18 protein-coding genes and 1 riboswitch are annotated in these 19,917 nt (G+C 69.5%); of the genes, 15 read left to right on the forward strand and 3 right to left on the reverse strand.

The window, feature by feature from the left end; all coding sequences use genetic code 11:
* Positions 1-407: 407 nt before the first annotated feature.
* From ctaC to IEZ17_RS08820, 4 genes are all read left to right on the forward strand, one after another.
* A complete protein-coding gene (gene ctaC, locus IEZ17_RS08805; protein WP_189298171.1) occupies positions 408-1,370 on the forward strand; it encodes an aa3-type cytochrome oxidase subunit II in 963 nt (320 codons plus the stop codon).
* The gene (gene ctaD / locus IEZ17_RS08810; protein WP_189298174.1) at positions 1,367-3,097 is read left to right on the forward strand and encodes an aa3-type cytochrome oxidase subunit I; all 1,731 of its coding nucleotides are present in this window, start codon (positions 1,367-1,369) and stop codon (positions 3,095-3,097) included. The genes ctaC and ctaD overlap by 4 nt, the downstream gene beginning before the upstream one ends.
* A complete protein-coding gene (locus IEZ17_RS08815; RefSeq protein ID WP_189298176.1) occupies positions 3,094-3,492 on the forward strand; it encodes a cytochrome c oxidase subunit 4 in 399 nt (132 codons plus the stop codon). Before ctaD ends, IEZ17_RS08815 begins: the two co-directional genes overlap by 4 nt.
* Positions 3,493-3,646: 154 nt before the next feature.
* Positions 3,647-4,924: a L,D-transpeptidase gene (locus tag IEZ17_RS08820; RefSeq protein WP_229852079.1), complete on the forward strand. Its 1,278-nt coding sequence runs from the start codon at positions 3,647-3,649 to the stop codon at positions 4,922-4,924.
* 30 nt (positions 4,925-4,954) lie between these two features.
* On the opposite strand, the gene IEZ17_RS08825 is transcribed toward IEZ17_RS08820, so the two are convergent.
* Positions 4,955-5,368 carry a DNA-binding transcriptional response regulator gene (locus tag IEZ17_RS08825; protein ID WP_189298178.1) on the reverse strand — a complete coding sequence of 138 codons (414 nt, stop codon included), beginning with the start codon at positions 5,366-5,368 and terminating at the stop codon, positions 4,955-4,957.
* A 267-nt stretch (positions 5,369-5,635) separates the two neighbouring features.
* Between IEZ17_RS08825 and ctaE the strand changes: the two genes are divergently transcribed.
* The 6 genes from ctaE to IEZ17_RS08855 all read left to right on the forward strand — a co-directional run bounded on the left by ctaE (position 5,636) and on the right by IEZ17_RS08855 (position 12,901).
* Positions 5,636-6,256, forward strand: a complete 621-nt coding sequence (gene ctaE / locus IEZ17_RS08830; protein WP_159504260.1) for an aa3-type cytochrome oxidase subunit III — start codon at positions 5,636-5,638, stop codon at positions 6,254-6,256.
* 86 nt (positions 6,257-6,342) lie between these two features.
* Entirely contained in the window at positions 6,343-7,152 is an 810-nt protein-coding gene (gene qcrC / locus IEZ17_RS08835; RefSeq protein ID WP_189298180.1) for a cytochrome bc1 complex diheme cytochrome c subunit, read from the forward strand.
* Positions 7,149-8,192, forward strand: a complete 1,044-nt coding sequence (gene qcrA, locus IEZ17_RS08840) for a cytochrome bc1 complex Rieske iron-sulfur subunit (RefSeq protein WP_189298182.1) — start codon at positions 7,149-7,151, stop codon at positions 8,190-8,192. Before qcrC ends, qcrA begins: the two co-directional genes overlap by 4 nt.
* Positions 8,189-9,826, forward strand: coding sequence for a cytochrome bc1 complex cytochrome b subunit (qcrB, locus tag IEZ17_RS08845; RefSeq protein WP_189298184.1), 1,638 nt, complete (start codon positions 8,189-8,191; stop codon positions 9,824-9,826). The genes qcrA and qcrB overlap by 4 nt, the downstream gene beginning before the upstream one ends.
* Before the next feature lie 178 nt (positions 9,827-10,004).
* Complete coding sequence (gene trpD / locus IEZ17_RS08850) at positions 10,005-11,069, forward strand: anthranilate phosphoribosyltransferase (protein ID WP_189298186.1); 1,065 nt, start codon at positions 10,005-10,007, stop codon at positions 11,067-11,069.
* An 83-nt stretch (positions 11,070-11,152) separates the two neighbouring features.
* Positions 11,153-11,270, forward strand: a riboswitch (SAM riboswitch).
* Positions 11,271-11,482: 212 nt separating this feature from the next.
* Positions 11,483-12,901 (forward strand): aminotransferase class V-fold PLP-dependent enzyme, encoded by a 1,419-nt coding sequence (locus IEZ17_RS08855; RefSeq protein ID WP_189298188.1) that lies wholly within the window; start codon positions 11,483-11,485, stop codon positions 12,899-12,901.
* 547 nt (positions 12,902-13,448) lie between these two features.
* Here IEZ17_RS08855 and IEZ17_RS08860 read toward each other — a convergent pair.
* A complete protein-coding gene (locus tag IEZ17_RS08860; protein ID WP_189298191.1) occupies positions 13,449-13,730 on the reverse strand; it encodes an Lrp/AsnC family transcriptional regulator in 282 nt (93 codons plus the stop codon).
* Positions 13,727-14,458: a rhomboid family intramembrane serine protease gene (locus IEZ17_RS08865; RefSeq protein ID WP_373299758.1), complete on the reverse strand. Its 732-nt coding sequence runs from the start codon at positions 14,456-14,458 to the stop codon at positions 13,727-13,729. Before IEZ17_RS08865 ends, IEZ17_RS08860 begins: the two co-directional genes overlap by 4 nt.
* 193 nt (positions 14,459-14,651) lie before the next feature.
* Here IEZ17_RS08865 and IEZ17_RS08870 point away from each other — a divergent pair, with 193 nt between their 5' ends.
* The 5 genes from IEZ17_RS08870 to IEZ17_RS08890 all read left to right on the forward strand — a co-directional run.
* Positions 14,652-14,891, forward strand: coding sequence for a hypothetical protein (locus tag IEZ17_RS08870; RefSeq protein ID WP_189298193.1), 240 nt, complete (start codon positions 14,652-14,654; stop codon positions 14,889-14,891).
* A gap of 75 nt (positions 14,892-14,966) precedes the next feature.
* A complete protein-coding gene (locus IEZ17_RS08875) occupies positions 14,967-16,283 on the forward strand; it encodes an NYN domain-containing protein (protein WP_189298392.1) in 1,317 nt (438 codons plus the stop codon).
* A gap of 303 nt (positions 16,284-16,586) precedes the next feature.
* The gene (locus tag IEZ17_RS08880) at positions 16,587-17,612 is read left to right on the forward strand and encodes a C40 family peptidase (protein ID WP_189298194.1); all 1,026 of its coding nucleotides are present in this window, start codon (positions 16,587-16,589) and stop codon (positions 17,610-17,612) included.
* Between the two features lie 234 nt (positions 17,613-17,846).
* Positions 17,847-18,893 (forward strand): C40 family peptidase, encoded by a 1,047-nt coding sequence (locus IEZ17_RS08885; protein WP_189298196.1) that lies wholly within the window; start codon positions 17,847-17,849, stop codon positions 18,891-18,893.
* A 52-nt stretch (positions 18,894-18,945) separates the two neighbouring features.
* A partial coding sequence (locus IEZ17_RS08890; protein WP_229852097.1) for a hypothetical protein occupies positions 18,946-19,917 on the forward strand: 972 nt, incomplete at its 3' end.

Consider the following 19,917-nt stretch of genomic DNA (forward strand, 5'->3'; position numbering starts at 1 on the left):
CGGGCCCGCCGCCCCTCGCGGTAGAGGCGGACCGGGTCGGCCCACCCCTCATCGAGCGAGGCGAGCAGCGCCTCCCGGGCGACGGGATGCAGGGGAGCGGCGGAGGCCGCGTCGAAGTAGGGCACGTACGAGACGGTAGAACACCGGGCGCCGCGCTGCCGGGCAGGCCGTCAGATGCCTGGTGGCGGCGGCTGATCGGGGGCCCGGCGGGCGGCCCGCGGACCACTCGGCCACCCCATAGGGGTGCCGCGCGGCGCGTTGGGCACCCTCCCCGCGCGACCCCAAATAGCGTCCAGTAGGGTTTGGTCCGCATAAACATCCAAACCCCTGCCCGACGCAGGGCGGCGACCGACCAGCGAGTAAGGCCGCAGCCGACCGCGCGGGCGAGACTCTCGGGAAGGCGCTACGTGAGTCCCAACGGCTCCGACCGCTCGTCGCGGCGCCCGATGCGGCGGAAGCTGCCGCAGGTGCTTGCTGCGGGCCTGGTCCTGGCGACCGCGACTGGTTGCACATACAAGGACTTCCCCCGCCTCGGCATGCCGACGCCCGTCACCGACGAGGCGCCGCGGATCCTCTCTCTTTGGCAGGGCTCCTGGGCCGCCGCCCTCGCAACGGGCGTGCTGGTGTGGGGCCTGATCATCTGGAGCGTGATCTTCCACCGCCGCAGCAGGACCAAGGTGGAGGTCCCTGCGCAGACGCGGTACAACATGCCGATCGAGGCGCTGTACACCATCGTCCCGTTCATCATCATCGCGGTGCTCTTCTACTTCACCGCGCGCGATGAGAGCGCACTCCTCAAGACTTCCAAGAAGCCGGACCACGTCGTCAACGTCGTGGGCTTCCAGTGGAGCTGGGCGTTCAACTACCTGGAGAACGTGGACGGCAACAAGGCGACCACGAACATCAACTCTCCGGAGCTCGCGGCTATTCCGGACAAGTGGAAGAAGAGCGCCCCGGAGGGCGCCGAGGGCGTCTACGACACGGGCACCCCGGCCACGCGCAACCCGCAGACCGGAAACCCCGGCCCCACGCTGTGGCTGCCGAAGGGCGAGAGCGTCCAGTTCATCCTGACCTCTCGTGACGTCATCCACGACTTCTGGGTGGTGCCGTTCCTGATGAAGATGGACGTCGTCCCCGGGCACACCAACGTCTTCGAGGTGACCCCCAACAAGGAGGGCACGTTCAAGGGCAAGTGCGCCGAACTCTGCGGTGTCGACCACTCCCGGATGCTCTTCAACGTCAAGGTCGTTTCGCCTGCCCAGTACCGGCAGCACCTGAAGGACCTGGCGGCGAAGGGTCAGACCGGGTATCTGCCGGCGGGTATCAAGCAGACTGATCACGCCAGGAATGCGGAGACCAAGAACCAGTGAGCATCCTCAACGAACCTCAGGGTGCCGCCGCCGACACGGCTCCGGCAGCACCGCCCGTACGCAAGAAGCAACCCGGTATCGCTGCCGTCAAGTGGCTCACCACCACTGACCACAAGACCATCGGCACGATGTACCTGGCCACCTCGTTCGCGTTCTTCTGCATCGGCGGCGTGATGGCGCTCCTGATGCGCGCCGAACTCGCCCGTCCCGGCTTGCAGATCATGTCGAACGAGCAGTTCAACCAGGCGTTCACGATGCACGGCACGATCATGCTGCTGATGTTCGCCACGCCGCTGTTCGCCGGGTTCGCGAACTGGATCATGCCGCTCCAGATCGGTGCGCCCGATGTGGCGTTCCCGCGGCTGAACATGTTCGCCTACTGGCTCTACCTCTTCGGCTCGCTCATCGCGGTCGGTGGCTTCCTCACCCCGCAGGGTGCGGCGGACTTCGGCTGGTTCGCGTACTCGCCGCTCTCGGACGCGGTGCGTTCGCCGGGCGTCGGCGCCGACATGTGGATCATGGGTCTGGCCTTCTCCGGCTTCGGCACGATCCTCGGTTCGGTCAACTTCATCACCACCATCATCTGCATGCGCGCTCCCGGCATGACGATGTTCCGGATGCCGATCTTCGTGTGGAACGTGCTGCTGACCGGTGTGCTGGTCCTGCTCGCCTTCCCGGTGCTGGCCGCCGCGCTGTTCGCCCTGGAGGCGGACCGTAAATTCGGTGCCCATGTATTCGACGCGTCAAATGGCGGGGCATTGCTCTGGCAACACCTCTTCTGGTTCTTCGGCCATCCAGAGGTGTACATCATTGCGCTACCATTCTTCGGCATTATTTCCGAGGTCATTCCGGTCTTCTCCCGGAAGCCGATGTTCGGTTACATCGGTCTGATCGCCGCGACGATTTCCATCGCCGGTCTTTCGGTCACGGTGTGGGCGCACCACATGTATGTGACAGGCGGCGTGCTACTGCCGTTCTTCTCCTTCATGACGTTCCTCATCGCGGTCCCGACCGGTGTGAAGTTCTTCAACTGGATCGGCACGATGTGGAAGGGCTCACTGTCCTTCGAGACGCCGATGCTCTGGGCGATCGGCTTCCTGATCACCTTCACCTTCGGTGGTCTGACCGGTGTCATCCTGGCCTCGCCGCCGATGGACTTCCACATCTCCGACTCGTACTTCGTCGTGGCGCACTTCCACTACGTGGTCTTCGGTACGGTCGTCTTCGCGATGTTCGCCGGATTCCACTTCTGGTGGCCGAAGTTCACCGGCAAGATGCTCGACGAGCGGCTCGGCAAGATCACGTTCTGGACGCTGTTCGTCGGCTTCCACGGCACGTTCCTCGTCCAGCACTGGCTGGGCGCGGAGGGTATGCCCCGGCGTTACGCGGACTACCTCGCGGCCGACGGCTTCACCACGCTGAACACCATCTCGTCGATCAGCTCGTTCCTGCTGGGCCTGTCGATCCTGCCGTTCCTCTACAACGTCTGGAAGACCGCCAAGTACGGCAAGAAGGTCGAGGTCGACGACCCCTGGGGCTACGGCCGTTCGCTGGAGTGGGCGACGTCCTGCCCGCCGCCGCGGCACAACTTCCTCACCCTGCCGCGTATTCGGTCCGAATCCCCGGCGTTCGACCTGCACCACCCGGAGATCGCGGCGCTGGACGCGCTGCACAACGGCCACGAGGGTGACAAGGCGCTGGCCGGCGGCAAGGAGGCGGGCAAGTGAAGATCCAGGGCAAGATGTTCATCTGGCTCTCCGTCTTCGTCCTGGCCATGGCGATCGTCTATGGCGTCTGGTCGAAGGAGCCGGCGGGCACCACCGCGCTGTTCCTCGCCTTCGGCCTGTGCATCATGGTCGGCTACTACCTGGCCTTCACGGCCCGGCGGGTCGATGCGGGTGCACAGGACAACGAGAATGCCGAGGTCGCGGACGACGCAGGTGAGCTGGGCTTCTTCAGCCCGCACAGCTGGCAGCCGCTCTTCCTGGGCATCGGCGGCGCGCTCGCCTTCATGGGCGTCGTCTTCGGATTCTGGCTGCTGTACTTCTCCCTGCCGGTGATCCTCGTGTCCCTCTGGGGCTGGGTGTTCGAGTACTACCGCGGCGAGAACCGCACCCAGTAAGGCATCCGCCGCGCTGCGCGCGGCAGACACGCCGCAAGGCCGGGCCCGGACACCCCATCAGGTGTCCGGGCCCGCTCCGTTCGGCCCCCTCGGGACAGACCCGTTTGCAGTCCTCCAGCGCGCCGGTACGGGCGCTTCTTCGTACATTTGGGGCATGAACCACAGACCTCGAACCCGGACGGTGCTGAGCTGCGGCCTCCTGCTCGTACCCCTAGCGGTGAGCACTGCCGCGTGCGGGGGCTCGGCGTCGGAAACTCTCTCGACCAATCCCTACGACGCGAGCGACCAGATATCGGCCAACACCCCGGCCGACGGTCGCACGAAGGCGGACCCCGACAAGCCCCTCGAACTCGCCGTCAAGGGGGACGAGGCGCGCATCACGGATGTGACCGCCACCGATGCCACCGGCCGCTACATCCGCGGTGAACTGAGCGCCGACGGCAAGCACTGGCGCACCACCGTGCCGCTGGCCGCCGGTACGCACTACACGGTGCAGGTCAGCACCGAAGGGGAGGACGGCACTCCGGGCCGCAAGACCCTGGTGGTCAGCACCAAGGACGCGGACGACCGGCTGACCGTCAAGTTCGGCCCGGAGAGCGGCGAGTACGGCGTGGGGCAGCCGGTCACCGCCGAACTCAGCAAGCCGGTCACCGACCCGAAGGCCCGGGCCGTCGTCGAGAGCGCCCTGAAGGTCGACTCCATGCCGCGCGTGGAGGGCGCCTGGCACTGGGTGGACGGCAAGAAGCTGCACTTCCGCCCGAAGGAGTACTGGCCCGCCCACGCCACCATCGCCGTCCACAGCAACCTCGACGGCCTGAAGATCTCCGGCGGGCTCTACGGCGGCCCCGCCAAGCCCGTACGGCTCACCACCGGCGACCGGGTCGAGGCCGTCACCGACGCCGGCGCGCACCAGATGACCGTGCTGCGCAACGGCAAGTCGATCAACACCATCCCGGTCACCACCGGCAAGCCCGGGTTCTCCACCCGCAACGGCGTCAAGGTCGTGCTCGGCAAGGAGAGCTTCGTACGGATGCGCAGTGCCACCGTGGGCATCGCCGCCGGGAGTTCGGACGCCTACGACCTGCCGGTGTACTGGGCCACCCGGGTGACGTGGAGCGGGGAGTACGTGCACGCCGCCCCCTGGTCGGTCGGCTCCCAGGGCGCGGCCAACGTCAGCCACGGCTGCACCGGCATGTCCACCGGCAACGCCCAGTGGTTCTTCAACACCGTCCGGGTCGGCGACATCGTCAAGGTCGTCAACAGCGGCGGCGCCACCATGACGCCGTTCGACAACGGCTTCGGCGACTGGAACATGCCGTGGAAGGAATGGCGCGCCGGCAGCGCTCTCAAGAACAACGCCTCCACCACCACAGGCGCGGCCGAGCGGGAGCAGAACCCCGCCGCTGTCGCTCGGCTGCGCCCGCAGTTCTGAGGGCCGCTCAGCGGCCTCCCAGGGCCCTGCTCAGACCGGCGCCACGGCCTGCGCGAGACTGCGGCGGCGCAGCAGCCCGGCCAGTGCCCCGGCGAACGCCACCGGGTCGATCGGATGGGTCACCGCGGCGTCCGCGCGGCTCCAGGTGGCCAGCCAGGCGTCCTGCGGGCGGCCGATGAGCAGCAGCACCGGAGGGCACTGGAAAATCTCGTCCTTGATCTGCCGGCAGACGCCCATACCGCCGGCCGGCGCGGTCTCGCCGTCCAGGACGCAGACGTCGATACCGCCCTGCTCCAGGGCCTCCAGGACGGCCGGTGCGGTGGCGCACTCCAGGATCTCGATCTCCGGGGCATCGGGGGCCGGCCGCCGTCCGGCCGCCAGCCGGACCTGCTCGCGGGTGTTGGCGTTGTCGCTGTAGACCAGCACCGTGGCAGTCGCCTGCATCGTTCCTCCACTTTCGTAGCGGTACGGCTTGGTCAAACCGTTGCGCGATGCTACTCCCGGACAGGGCTCCCGCAGGAGATGCCGGACGCATCCGGGATCTGGCCGACGGCCCGTCAGGACCGGGGTTTCCAGGGCCGGCGGGCGGTGTCGCAGGGTGGGCTTCCCCCCTTCGGGCGACCGCCGCGGAGGTCCGTACGAGCAGGGCATACGGCCTTGACACACCGAACGGCACCCCCCGGAGTGAGGGCGGGATAAGCGACCGACATAATGTCGGTCGTGGCGACAGCAACGACAGTAGAAACCGGGCACGCGCACCCGTCGGTCAATCGGCCGAACCTCACCAGCGTCGGAACCATCATCTGGCTGAGTTCCGAGCTGATGTTCTTCGCGGCCCTCTTCGCGATGTACTTCACCCTTCGATCGGTGACGGGCGAGGCGTATTGGAAGGAATCCGCCCATGCGCTGAATCTTCCGTTCTCCGCGACCAACACCACGATCCTGGTGCTCAGCTCCCTGACGTGTCAGCTCGGCGTTTTCGCGGCCGAGCGCGGCGACGTCAAGAAGCTGCGGACCTGGTTCGTGATCACCTTCATCATGGGTGCCATCTTCATCGGCGGTCAGGTCTTCGAGTACACCGAGCTGGTCAAGCACGAGGGCCTTTCGCTCTCGTCCGGCCCGTACGGCTCGGTGTTCTACCTGACCACCGGTTTCCACGGACTGCATGTGACGGGCGGTCTGATCGCCTTCCTGCTGGTCCTGGGCAGGACGTACGCGGCCAAGAGGTTCACCCACACGCAGGCCACCGCGGCCATCGTCGTGTCCTACTACTGGCACTTCGTCGATGTCGTCTGGATCGGCCTCTTCGCCACGATCTACCTGATCCGGTAACCGGTACCGGGCCTGTTGCCGGGCCCGCATTTCAGACAGACATAGCCAAAGCATCGACGCAGAAGATCCTGACACCGGGGTAATCCGTGAAAAAGCTCTCCGCACGACGGCGCCATCCGCTGGCGGCGCTCGTCGTCCTACTCTTCGCGCTGGCGGTCACTGGGGGGCTGTACGCCGCGTTCGCGCCGGCGGACAAGGCTCAGGCCGATGACACCGCCCAGTCTCTTGCCATCAAGGAGGGCAAGAAGCTCTTCGCCGTGGGCTGTGCAAGCTGCCATGGCACCGGCGGTCAGGGCAGCTCCGACGGCCCGAGCCTGGTCGGCGTGGGCGCCGCCGCCGTCGACTTCCAGGTGGGCACCGGCCGTATGCCGGCCCAGCAGCCCGGCGCCCAGGTGCCGCGGAAGCGGAACATCTACACCAACGCCCAGATCGACCAGCTCGCGGCCTACGTCGCGTCGCTGGGCCCCGGTCCGGCCGTCCCCGACAAGGCGCAGTACAGCGCTGACGGGGCCGACATCGGCAAGGGTGGCGAGCTGTTCCGCACCAACTGTGCGCAGTGCCACAACTTCACCGGTAAGGGCGGTGCCCTCACCAACGGCAAGTACGCACCGACGCTCGAGGGCGTGAACCCGAAGCACATCTACGAGGCCATGGAGACCGGCCCGCAGAACATGCCCAGCTTCGGTGACGGCACGCTGAGCAAGCAGAACAAGAAGGACATTGTCGCGTACCTCGGCGCCGTCGACAGCGATAAGTCCGCGAGCCCGGGCGGTATGGAACTCGGTGGTCTGGGCCCGGTGACCGAAGGACTCTTCGGCTACATCTTCGGCCTGGGTGCGTGTGTCGCGGTCGCCATCTGGGTCGCAGCCCGGACTACGAAGGCCAAGAAGTCATGAGTGAGACAGAAGAAAACCTTCCCAGTGAGCGGGAGACGGCTCACGAAGGCGCGGTGGTGAAGGCGGAGAACCCCTTCGCCGACCCGGGGCTGCCGCCCCACGAGCACCGCGTCCAGGACACCGACGAGCGGGCCGCCAAGCGCTCCGAGCGCGCCGTGGCGTTCCTCTTCCTGGTGTCCATGCTCGCCACCGTCGCCTTCATCGCGTCGTACGTGGCGATCCCGATCGACAAGATCGTCTACATCTTCCCGCTCGGCCACATCAGCGCGCTGAACTTCGCGCTCGGTCTGACCCTGGGTGTGGCGCTCTTCTGCATCGGCGCCGGCGCGGTCCACTGGGCCCGCACGCTGATGTCCGACGAGGAGGTCGCCGACGAGCGGCACCCGATCGCAGCCGCGCCCGAGGTCAAGGCCAAGGTTCTGGCGGACTTCGCGGACGGTGCCCGGGAGTCGCAGTTCGGCCGTCGCAAGCTGATCCGCAACACGATGTTCGGTGCGCTGGCCCTGGTGCCGCTCTCCGGCGTCGTCCTGCTGCGCGACCTGGGCCCGCTGCCCGAGAAGAAGCTGCGCACCACGGGCTGGAAGAAGGGCATCCGCCTGGTCAACCAGTCCACCAACCTCCCGCTGCGTCCCGAGGACATCGCGGTGGGCTCCCTCACCTTCGCCAAGCCCGAGGGCTTGGAGGAGAGCGACGAGGAGTTCAACGAGAAGATCGCCAAGGACGCCCTGATGCTCGTGCGGATCCAGCCGCAGAACATCAAGGACAAGCAGGAGCTGGCCTGGTCGCACGAGGGCATCGTCGCGTACTCGAAGATCTGCACCCACGTCGGTTGCCCGATCAGCCTGTACGAGCAGCAGACGCACCACGTGCTCTGCCCCTGCCACCAGTCGACCTTCGACCTCTCCGACGGTGGTCGGGTGATCTTCGGTCCGGCCGGGCATGCCCTGCCGCAGCTGCACATCACGGTGAAGGACGGCTTCCTTGAGGCCGCGAGCGGCTTCGCGGAGCCCGTCGGCCCGAGCTTCTGGGAGCGCGGATGAGTAACGAGACAACCGCGACCACTGCGCGCCGTGGGCAGGCACCACGGGGCGAGCGGATCGCCGACTGGGCGGACGGCCGGCTGGGCATCTACAGCCTCGCCAAGGCCAACATGCGCAAGATCTTCCCGGACCACTGGTCCTTCATGCTGGGTGAGGTCGCGCTCTACAGCTTCATCATCATCATCCTGACCGGTGTCTACCTGACGCTGTTCTTCCACCCGAGCATGGCCGAGGTCACCTACCACGGGTCCTACGTGCCGATGCACGGGATCAAGATGACCCAGGCGTTCGAGTCGACGCTGCACATCAGCTTCGACGTCCGCGGTGGTCTGCTCATCCGGCAGATCCACCACTGGGCCGCGCTGGTCTTCCTGGCCGCGATGATGGTCCACATGATGCGGGTGTTCTTCACCGGCGCGTTCCGCAAGCCGCGTGAGGTCAACTGGCTCTTCGGCTTCCTGCTGTTCGTGCTGGGCATGTTCACCGGCTTCACCGGATACTCGCTCCCCGACGACCTGCTCTCCGGCACCGGTGTGCGGTTCATCGAGGGCGTCATCCTGGCGATGCCGCTGATCGGCTCGTACCTCCAGATGTTCATCTTCGGCGGCGAGTTCCCCGGGCACGACATCATCCCGAGGTTCTTCACGATCCACGTGCTGCTGCTGCCGGGCATCATGCTGGGCCTGCTGGTGGCCCACCTGATCCTCGTCATCTACCACAAGCACACGCAGTTCCCGGGCGCCGGCAAGACCAACAACAACGTCGTCGGCATGCCGCTGCTGCCGGTCTACATGGCCAAGGCCGGAGGCTTCTTCTTCCTGGTCTTCGGTGTCATCGCGGTCATCGCCGCGGTCGCCAGCATCAACCCCGTGTGGGCCATAGGGCCGTACCGGCCGGACCAGGTCTCCACTGGTGCGCAGCCGGACTGGTACATGGGCTTCGCCGAGGGCCTGGTGCGTGTCATGCCGGGCTGGGAGTGGAACTTCTGGGGTCACACCATCAACTTCGGTGTCCTCATCCCGATCCTGGTCTTCCCGCTGGTCCTGGTCGCGATCGCGGTCTACCCGTTCGTCGAGTCCTGGGTCCGCGGCGACAAGCGCGAGCACCACATCCTGGACCGCCCGCGCAACGTGCCCACCCGCACCGCGTTCGGTGTGGCCTGGCTGGTCGCGTACTTCGTGATGCTGATCGGCGGCGGCAACGACCTGTGGGCCACCCACTTCCACCTGTCGATCAACTCGATCACCTGGTTCGTCCGGATCGCGTTCTTCGTCGGGCCGGTGCTGGCCTTCATCGCCACCAAGCGGATCTGCCTGGGCCTCCAGCGCCGGGACAAGGACAAGGTGCTGCACGGACGCGAGTCCGGCATCATCAAGCGCCTGCCGCACGGTGAGTTCATCGAGGTCCACGAGCCGCTCAACCAGGAGCAGCTGCACTTCCTGACGCAGCACGAGCAGCCCGAGCCGGTCGAACTCGGCCCCGAGGTCGACGAGAACGGCGTCCGGCGCAAGCTCAAGCGGTCGCAGAAGCTGCGCGCCAAGCTCTCCAAGGGCTACTACGGCGAGGACAACGTCATCCCGAAGCCCACCGTCGAGGAGTACAAGGAGATCACCAGCGGCCACGGCCACCACTGATCCCTGCGGGCGCCACCGCGCGCACCGCTGGTAGTACGCCACCCAGAGGGCCCCGTCCGTTCCCCAAGCTCTCGACTTCGCTCGAGCAGGGGAGACCCCAACCGGACGGGGCCCTTCGGCATGCCCGGGGCTCGATAGGGTGACGGCATACGCAGGAGACGAACCAGGAGCGTGGACCATGAACGTTGTGACCCCGGCAGGCGGCGGCAGCGTGGCGGACCGCTCCTGGCCGGCCGTACTGAACGCCCTCCTGGACGGCCGCGACCTCGGCGCCGACGACACCGCCTGGGTCATGGACAAGATCATGCGCGGCCAGGCCACCGACGCGCAGATCGCCGGCTTCGCGGTCGCGCTGCGCGCCAAGGGCGAGACCGTCGCGGAGATCACCGGGCTGGTGCGGGCGATGTACGCGCACGCCAGCCTGATCGAGGTGCCCGGTCCCAGCGTGGACATCGTCGGCACCGGCGGTGACGGTGCCAAGACGGTCAACATCTCCACCATGTCGTCGATCGTGGTGGCCGGCACCGGCGCCAAGGTCGTCAAGCACGGCAGCCGGGCCGCCTCGTCCGCCAGCGGCGCCTCCGACGTCCTGGAGAAGCTGGGCGTCAATCTGGACCTGAGCCCGCGGCGGGTGGTGGAGGTCGCCGAGGAGGCCGGGATCACCTTCTGCTTCGCGGCCAAGTTCCACCCCGCGCTGCGCCATGTGGCCGCCGCTCGCGGGCAGTTGGGGATCCGCACCACGTTCAACGTGCTGGGCCCGCTGACCAATCCGGCCCGGGTCCGCGCCCAGGCGACCGGCGTCGCGGACGCCCGGATGGCGCCGATCATGGCCGGGGTGCTCGCCGAGCGCGGCTCCTCGGCGCTGGTCTTCCGCGGCGACGACGGGCTGGACGAGCTGACCACGACCGCCACCTCCCGGGTGTGGATCGTGCGCGACGGCACGGTCCGCGAGGAGGCCTTCGACCCGCGGGACGTCGGCATCGAGCTGGTGCCGGTCGAGGCGCTGCGCGGCGCCGACGCGTCGTACAACGCGGATGTGGCCCGCCGGCTGCTGGACGGGGAGACCGGGCCGGTCCGCGACGCCGTCCTGCTGAACGCCGCGGCGGCGCTGGCGGCGCTGGAGCCGTCGGACGCCCCGTTGGCCGAGCAGATCCGGGCCGGTATCGGGAAGGCCGCCGAGGCGGTCGACTCGGGCGCCGCCAAGCGGGCGCTGGAGCGCTGGGTGGCGGCCAGCAACGCCTGACGCGGCCGGATGCGGCACAGGTCCCGGTCCGGGATGCGGACCGGGACTTGCGCCGCGTTGATCGTGTGGCATGATTCAGCCCAGGTCACGAGTGACAGCGACACAGGCCCCGGCCCGCTGTCCGGCAACCCTCCTTCCGTGGCGGGGTGCCCCGGGTGATGACCAGGTCGCAGGCAGCGAGGTCTGCGGCAAGCGCGGATCCCTCGCCAGGGATCCTGGTCCCCGAGGGAGTCCTTCCGTGATGCAGCGAATGCGATAGGGCCCGCCGGCCCCTTTTCCGCAACCCTTCCCTCCTTTCTCCGCCGAGGGTTTTTCTTCACGTTGCGGTGCCGCCGTGCGCTCCGGCGTTCCTCGATACGCCTGCCGATGCGCCCGCCCGCAGCGAATTCGCTTGTCTCTCACGGGAGTTCGCCATGCCTGTTTCCGCCGTTGCCGCCGACCGCTCGGTCTGTGCCCCGCTGCCCGTTCTGGGGCGCGATGTCCTCGTCCCGCTGGTGACCGGCGGCGAGGTCGACTACGCCGCGCTGGACTACGCCGCCAGCGCGCCGGCGCTCCAGCGGGTCTGGGACGACGTGGCCGCCTACGCCCCGTACTACGGCAGCGTCCACCGCGGTGCCGGGTACCTCTCCCAGCTCTCCACCGACCTCTTCGAGAACGCCCGCAGGACGGTCGCCGACTTCCTCGGCTGCCGCGCCGACGACCAGGTCGTCTTCACCCGCTCCACCACCGACTCGCTGAACCTGCTCGCCGCCGCGCTCCCGCCGGGTACCCGGGTGTTCGTCTTCGAGACCGAGCACCATGCCTCGCTGCTGCCCTGGGAGCGCCGCGCGGACCTCGCGGTGACCTATCTGAACGCGCCGCGCACCCCGCGGCAGGCGGTGGACACCCTGGAGCGGGCGCTGGCCGCCCGCGAGCCCTACGGCGCGGCACTGGTCTGCGTCACCGGCGCCTCGAACGTCACCGGTGAACTGTGGCCGGTGCGGGAACTGGCCGCCGCCGCGCACGCCCACGGCGCGCGGATCGTGCTCGACGCGGCCCAGCTCGCGCCGCACCACCCCGTCGACATCGCGGAACTGGACGTCGACTGGGTCGCGTTCTCCGGCCACAAGCTGTACGCGCCGTTCGGCGCCGGGGTACTGGCCGGCCGCGCCGACTGGCTCCAGCAGGCCGGGCCGTACCTGGCCGGCGGCGGTGCCAGCCGGAAGGTCGCGCGGCGCACCGACGGCGGCGTGGACGTCGAGTGGCACACCACCGCGGCCCGGCACGAGGCCGGCTCGCCCAACGTCATCGGCGCCTACGCCATCGCCTCCGCCTGCCAGGCGCTGACCGAGGCGGGATTCGAGGGTCTGGTCGCCCGCGAGCAGGAGCTGATCGCCGCAGTCCGCGCGGGCCTCGCCGAGGTCCCCGAGGTCCGTGTCCTCTCCCTCTTCGGGGAGGACGCGCCGAGGGTCGGCGTGCTGTCCTTCGTGGTCGAGGGCTGGAACAGCTCGCACTTCGCGGCGGCGCTGTCCGCGGAGTACGGCATCGGCGTCCGCGACGGCCTGTTCTGCGCGCACCCGCTCGTCCGCACCCTGCTGGGCAGCGAGCCGCAGGAGCCGGGGGAGTGCGGCTCCCCGGAAGCGGCGCCGGGGGAGCGAAGCGAGGTGGGGGTCCCCCCGGCCGAAGGCTGGGGGAGGTCGCTGAACGCGATCCGGGTCAGCTTCGGCGCCGGAACGCCCGACGAGCACGTCGAGCGGTTCGTCCGGGCGGTCAAGGAACTGGTGACGGACGGCGCACGGTGGAACTACCGCACGGAGGACGGCCGTTGCGTTCCCGCGCGAAGCGCGGTCTAAATCCCACGTTGTCGGCTTTCCCGCCGTTCCGCTGCGCTTTGCCCGCTTCCCACGTTGTCGGCTGTCCCGCCGCTGCGCCTGCGGCGGGCGGGGTCCGCTGCGCGGGGCTTTCGGGTGCGGTGACGGTCCTGCGGGGTCGGTGTGCAGGACTGCTTCGCTTTACGTCCTGCACACCGCCCCCTCCGGCCCGCCCCCTCCCGTGGGTGGGAGGGAAGACCGGTGGGTGAGGGCTGGGCAGAGTGGTCCGGTGACGGTCTCCATCGACCCCTGAACCCGCACGGTCCCACCCACGCGCACCCCACCCGCTTTTTCCCACCCACAACGGGAGGGGACGGGCCGGAGGGGCAGGGTGTCCGGACGTAAAGCGAAGCAGTCCGGACACCCTGCCCCGCAGGACCGTCACCGCACCCCGACAGCCCCGCGCAGCGGCCCCGCCCGCCGCAGGCGCAACGGCGGCAAACCCCCACGGCGGGAAAGCCGAAAACGTAGGGCGACGCAAAGCGCAGCGGACAGGCCGACAACGTGGGAAGCAAGCCAAGCGCAGCGGCTACGCCTCCAGGCCGATGGAGAAGGCCGCTTCGAGATCGTGCTGGGAGTACGTGCGGAAGGCGATGTGCGTCTCGGTGGAGGCGACGCCGGGGACCTTGCTGATGCGGCCGGGGATGACGTCTGCGAGCTGGTCGTGCTCGGCGACCCGCACCATCGCGATGAGGTCGTGCGCGCCGGTGACCGAGTAGACCTCGCTGACGCCCTCCAGTGCGGCGATCTTCTCGGCGATCTCCGGGATCTGGTCCACGCTGGTCTTGATGAGCACGATCGACGTGATCACGGCTGGCTCTCTCCCTCGGTCGCAGGCCCGTTGTCCCTGGTGGCCCCCACAGTATCCCTCCCGTAACGGGCCCAGGCGTAGAGGAAGCCGAGCGCGAAGCCCACGACATGGGCGAGGTAGGCGACGCCGGGTCCCGAGGGGTCGTGCCGGGCCGCCTGCCACTGGAGGAAGAACCAGAAGAGCAGCACGATCCAGGCGGGGAAGCGCAGCGGCAGGAAGAACAGGAACGGGAAGACGCTGGTGACCCGGGCCCGGGGGAAGAGGAAGAGGAAGGCGCCCAGGACGCCGGAGATGGAGCCGGAGGCGCCGACCAGCGTCTGGTCCGAGGAGGCGTGCGCGGCGGCGTAGCCCAGCAGCGCGAAATAGCCGACGGCCAGGTAGAAGAAGGTGAACGGGATCCGGCCCATCCGGGTCTCGGTCATCCCGCCGAAAACATACAGAAACAGTATGTTGCCGAGCAGATGCAGCCAGCTTCCGTGCACGAACAGTGCGGTGAGCGGGGTGATCAGGGCCTTCGCCGAGCCGCTCCACACATCGAGCGGAATCACGCCCCAGCGCTCGAAGTACCTGGTCTGCGCGCGCAGCAGGGCGTCGCCGGTGCCGTATATCCGCAGCAGTCCGGAGGCCGGGCCGAGCACGAAGACCGCGCAGCACAGCCCGATCAGCACGTTCGTCATCCGCGAGAACACCGCTCTCATCGAGCGGGCGGGGTGAGCCGGCGCCGTCATGAAGTGATCATGACGCAATGCGGTGAATCGGGACAGAGTGCCTCGCCGCGTCCCGCCTCCCGGGCGGGCCCGCGCCGGCCCCCTATCAGGCCGTAGGGTTACAGGCAGTACGTTGCGTAGTTCCGCAGTCCGACGGCGTACCGCGTGAACCGACCCCAGTACGAGCACGACGAGCACGAAAGAGGACGACACCATGGCTGTTCCCCTGCCGACGGCCGAGACGCGGTGGCGCTGCACGCTGTGCGGCAATCTCACGCGTTTCGATGTGACCCGCCGGTCCAAGGTCGTCGAGTACGTCCATCTGGACCTGGCAGGAGAGCCGACGGTGGAGGAGCGCGAGGTCCTCAGCGAGAGCGTCGAGTCCGTGCGCTGCCGCTGGTGCAACGCGGTCGACCAGATCGAACTGGTGGACCGTCCGGGCGCGAGCGCCTGAGATCGGAGCGATGCAGCAGTGGTGGAACGTCCAGAAGGGGAGCCGGGAGCGGAGCGTGACGACGCCCCCGAGGGGATGGCCGACGACCTGCTCGACCAGCCGCTGCCCGAGGGCGTACGGCGCCGCGTCGTGGCGCTCACCGCGGAGTCGTTCGGCGCGCTGACGGTCGCCGAACTTCCGCCTCCGCTGCGGCAGTACGCCCGTTTCACCCCGACTCGCCGGGCCAAGTTCGCCGGCAACGCGATGGCCGCGGCGCTGGAGAGCGACCCGGTCTTCCGGCAGCGGATCGCCGGGAAGCTGCGCGAGTCCCAGCCCGAGCTCGCCGAGGCCCTGGAGCACGGCACCCCGCCCGCCGCCGCCGATCCGCTCGATGTCGCCGCGGCGGCGTATGTGCTGCGCCCCGAGGGCTGGGTCAAGCTGGTCGCGTCGGCCGGCGAGGAGGCGCAGCGGGCGCGCGCCGAACGGGCCGGCGAGGAGGCCGAGCGGGAGCTGGCCCGGCTGCGCGAGGAGCTGGCGCAGGCGCGCGGCGAGGCCCGTACGGAGGCGGACCGGGTCCGGGCGGACCTGGAGGCGGCCCGCAAGGAGAACGAGTCGTTGCAGCGCAAGCTGCGCAGCGCGCTCAGCGACATCAAGCGCGGTGAGGCGGCGGTCCGCAAGGCCGAGGCCGCGGTGGCCGAGGCGCGGGAGAAGGCGGTGGCCGAGCGGACCGCGGCGGACAGCGAGGTGCGCCGGCTCAGGGCCCGGATCGCGGAGGCCGAGTCGGCGCTGGAGACCAGCCGGCGCTCGGCCCGCGAGGGGCGCAGCGTCGAGGACATGCGGCTGCGGCTGCTGCTGGACACCGTGCTGGACGCGGCCCAGGGGCTGCGCCGCGAGCTGGCCCTGCCGCCCGCCACCGCCCGCCCGGCGGACACCGTCGACGCTGTCGCGCCGGGCCGGATGACGCCGAAGGACATCGCGACCCGGGCGCTCTCGGAGACCGACCCGGCGCTGCTGGACCAGCTACTGGCCCTGCCGCAGGCGCATTTGGTGGTGGATGGCTACAACGTCACCAAAACCGGCTATCCGACCATGCCGCTGGAAAAGCAGCGGTTGCGGCTGCTGGGCGGCCTCGCGGTGCTGGCCGCGCAGACCGGTGCGGAGATGACCTGCGTCTTCGACGGGGCGGAGCTGGCCGCGCCGGTGCTGCTGGCGCCGCCGCGCGGGGTGCGGGTGCTGTTCAGCAAACCCGGCGTGACGGCCGACGAGTTGATCCGCCAGCTGGTGCGGGCCGAGCCGCCCGGCCGGCCGGTCGTGGTGGTCTCCACGGACCGGGAGGTGGCCGACGGCGTCGCCAAGGCGGGTGCCCGGCCGGTCGCATCGGCCCTGCTGCTCAAGCGACTTGCACGAACCTGACATTTCACACGCCACTTGTGATCGGGCTGTGGAAAATCGCTTGCGATCCGTACCGGAGCGTCAATTGGCGCTTACGCGCCGTGTGATGTTGGTAAAAGTTGGGGCCGGTGGCGCAGATTTTTCCCGTGAGGATTTGAAGCGATCACAGCTCGGTTACTAAGGTCAGCCTCGAACCTTCATATAGATGATCATCCACCCGGGATGGTCAGTGAAGGTACCGCCGAGTCCGTGGCGTTCGCGCGGAGCCGGGGTCTCACCCCCCACTTCCCGGTAGGCGGCTGGAGGAAGAAGGAGCTCGCCCCCGTGGCGTCCCACCGTCGACCCAAGCAGCCGAGCCGTACTCGCGTGACCGTGCTCACCGCCACCGCCGCCGCGGCAGTCGCCCTCTCGTCCCAGGCGGCACACGCCGACCCCGGCCAGTCGAAGCAGGACGTCAAGTCCGAGGTCGACAAGCTCTACAGCGATGCGGAGGCGGCCACCGAGAAGTACGACGGCGTCAAGGAGCAGCAGGACAAGCTCCAGAAGGAGGTCGACGACCTCCAGGACAAGGTCGCCCGCGGCCAGGGCGAGCTGAACCAGCTGCGCAAGGGCCTGGGCGCGGTCGCCTCCGGTCAGTACCGCAGCGGCAGCATCGACCCCTCGGTCCAGCTGTTCCTCTCCGGCGACCCGGACACCTTCCTCGAAAAGGCCGCCACCCTCGACCAGTTGAGCGGCAAGCAGGCCGAGCAGCTGAAGACCATCGCGGACAAGCAGCGCCGGCTCGCCCAGGAGCGCGCGGAGGCCGCGAGCAAGATCAAGGACCTCTCCGAGACCCGCAAGGCGCTCGGTGACAAGAAGGACGAGATCAAGGGCAAGCTCGCCAAGGCGCAGGAGCTGCTCAACACGATGACCGCCAAGGAGCGGGCGGCCATGCAGGCCGCGGACGCCCGGGCGAACCGCAGCAACGACCGGGTCGACCTCGGTAACGACGTGCCGGCCTCGCAGCGCGGTGCCGCCGCGCTGTCCGCAGCCCAGTCCAAGATAGGTTCGCCGTACGTCTGGGGGGCCACCGGCCCGTCCTCGTTCGACTGCTCGGGCCTGACGTCGTGGGCGTACGCGCAGGCCGGCGCGTCGATTCCGCGTACCTCGCAGGAGCAGGCCAACGCCGGCACCCGGATCGGCTCCGAGAGCGCCCTCAAGCCCGGCGACCTGGTGCTCTTCTACGGCGACCTGCACCACATCGGCCTCTACGCCGGCAACGGCACCGTGCTGCACGCCCCGAAGCCGGGCGCCGCGGTGCGCTACGAGTCGATCAACAACATGCCGTTCCAGTTCGGCGTGCGGGTCTGAAAAGCCTCACAACCGTCGCAACCTGCCGCCCGATCGGGCGAATTGCGGCCTTCACGGCTGACCTTCCGCTCCGCCGGTGACCTGCGAAGTCACCGGCGGAGCAGCTTTTCGGGCACGGAAACCCCTCTTTGGCCGGTGCACCGCGGCGCGGTTACTGTCTGCCCTCGCAGCTGCCGGATCACCGACCGTCCCGCCCGGACGGCAGGGGCTGCACACGGAAGGAGTGCGGCCCTCGTGGTGTCCCATCGCCGTACCTCGCAGCGCGGCCAGACCACCTTCGCGTCGGTCACCGTCCTGTCCGCCGCCCTGGCGACCGCAGCCGCCGCGCTGTCGGCGCAGCCCGCGAGCGCCGACCCCGCCGAGCACCCGTCCGCCGGCCGGGAGAGCGCCGCCGCACGGGTCGACAAGCTCTACGAGGAGGCGGAGCGGGCCACCGAGAAGTTCAACGCCGCGGACGCCCGGACCAAGGAGTTGCGGGACGAGGCGGCGGCCCTCCAGGACCGCACCGCCCGCGCCCAGGAACGGGTCAACCGGATGCGCGGCCGGCTCGGCGCGCTGGCCGCCGCCCAGTACCGGGCCGGCGGCATCGACCCCGCTCTCCGGCTGCTGCTGTCCGAACGGCCCGACAGCTACCTGGAGAAGGCGTCCGCGCTCGACCGGCTGAACGGGTCCCAGGCCGGCGAACTGCGCCAACTCCGGTCGGTGACACGGGTGTTGGAGCAGCAGCGCCGGGAGACGGCAGGGAAGTTGGCGCTGCTGGAGGCCAGCCGCGAGGAGGTCGCGCGCAACAAGAAGGACGTCCAGCGCAAGCTGGCCACCGCACAGCGACTGCTGAACGCCCTCCCCCGGGACGCCAGGGCGGCCTACGACCGGGCCTCCCGGAGCGACGGCCGCGACGAGTTCATCCCGGACCTCACCGGGATCGTGCCGGGCTCCGGCCGGGCCGCGGCGGCGGTCGCCGCGGTGCGCGCCGCCATCGGCTCCCCGTACGCCTGGGGCAGCACCGGCCCCTCGGCCTTCGACTGCTCCGGACTCACCCAATGGGCCTATGCCCAGGCCGGCGTCTCCCTGCCGCGTACCTCGCAGGGCCAGCGCGGTGCCGGACGGCAGGTCCCGCTGTCCCAGGCGCAGCCCGGCGACCTCGTCATCTACCGCTCGGACGCCAGCCATGTCGGGATGTACGTGGGCAACGGGCAGGTCGTGCACGCGCCCTACCCCGGCGCCAAGGTCCGCTACGACCCCGTCGGCATGATGCCGGTCCAGTCCGTCACCCGGCCCTGAGCCGCCCGCCCAGCGTTTTTGCCCCGGCCGGGCCGCCCTTACGATCGGGCGCATGCCGGAGCAAAGGGCGCGACGCGCGCGGCCGTGGTGGGCCGCAACGGCGGCAGGGTGCGCCGTACTGCTGATCGCCCAGCTCACCGGCTGCGCCCCCTCGACCCGGCCGACCGACGAGTACCCCGGTGCCCAGGAGATGCTGGACGCCCGGGCGGCGGCCGTCCGGCGGCACGACGCCGCGGCCTTCCTGGCCACCGTCGATCCCCGGGCCGCGGCCTTCCGCGGCCGGCAGCGGCAGGTCATCGGCAACCTCGCGGCGGTGCCGGTCGCCGACTGGCGCTACGACCTGGTCTCCGCCGGTGCCTTCACGCTCCCGGTGGGCGGCACCGGCCGGCGGCTCGCCGCGCAGGTGCGGCTCAGCTACCGCCTCAAGGGCTTCGACACCGCCCCGGTCACCACCCTCCAGTACCTGACCCTGACCGAGCGCTCCGGCCGCTGGCTGGTCTCCTCCGACACCGACGGCGCCGCGGACGGCCGGAGCGCCACCGGCCAGCTGTGGGACCAGGGCCCGGTGCGCGTGGTGCGGGGCCGGTACAGCCTGGTCCTGGGCGGTACCGGCAATCCGGCGCGGCTACGGGACCTGGCGGACCGGGTGGACGCGGCGGTGCCCGCGGTCTCCGCCGTCTGGAAGGGGAAGTGGGCGCGGAAGGTGGTGGTGGAGGCGCCGGACACCATCGCGCGGATGGCGCAGCTGATGGGCGGCGACGACCCGTCCGGGTACACCGGGATCGCGGCCGTCACCACCGGTGAGGCGGGCGCCTCGTCGGCGGCGCCCGCGGACCGGGTGATCGTCAACCCGGACGTGTACGAGGAGCTCAACGACCTCGGCCGCACGGTCGTCCTCACCCACGAGACCACCCATGTCGCCACCCGCACGCTCACCTCGCCCGCCACCCCGCTGTGGCTCTCCGAGGGCTTCGCGGACTGGGTCGCCTACCGGGGCGTGCACCGCCGGCCGACGGCGACCGCG

Origin of the sequence: Streptomyces albospinus (assembly GCF_014648695.1) — a bacterium.
In the GTDB taxonomy this organism is placed as follows: domain Bacteria; phylum Actinomycetota; class Actinomycetes; order Streptomycetales; family Streptomycetaceae; genus Streptomyces; species Streptomyces albospinus.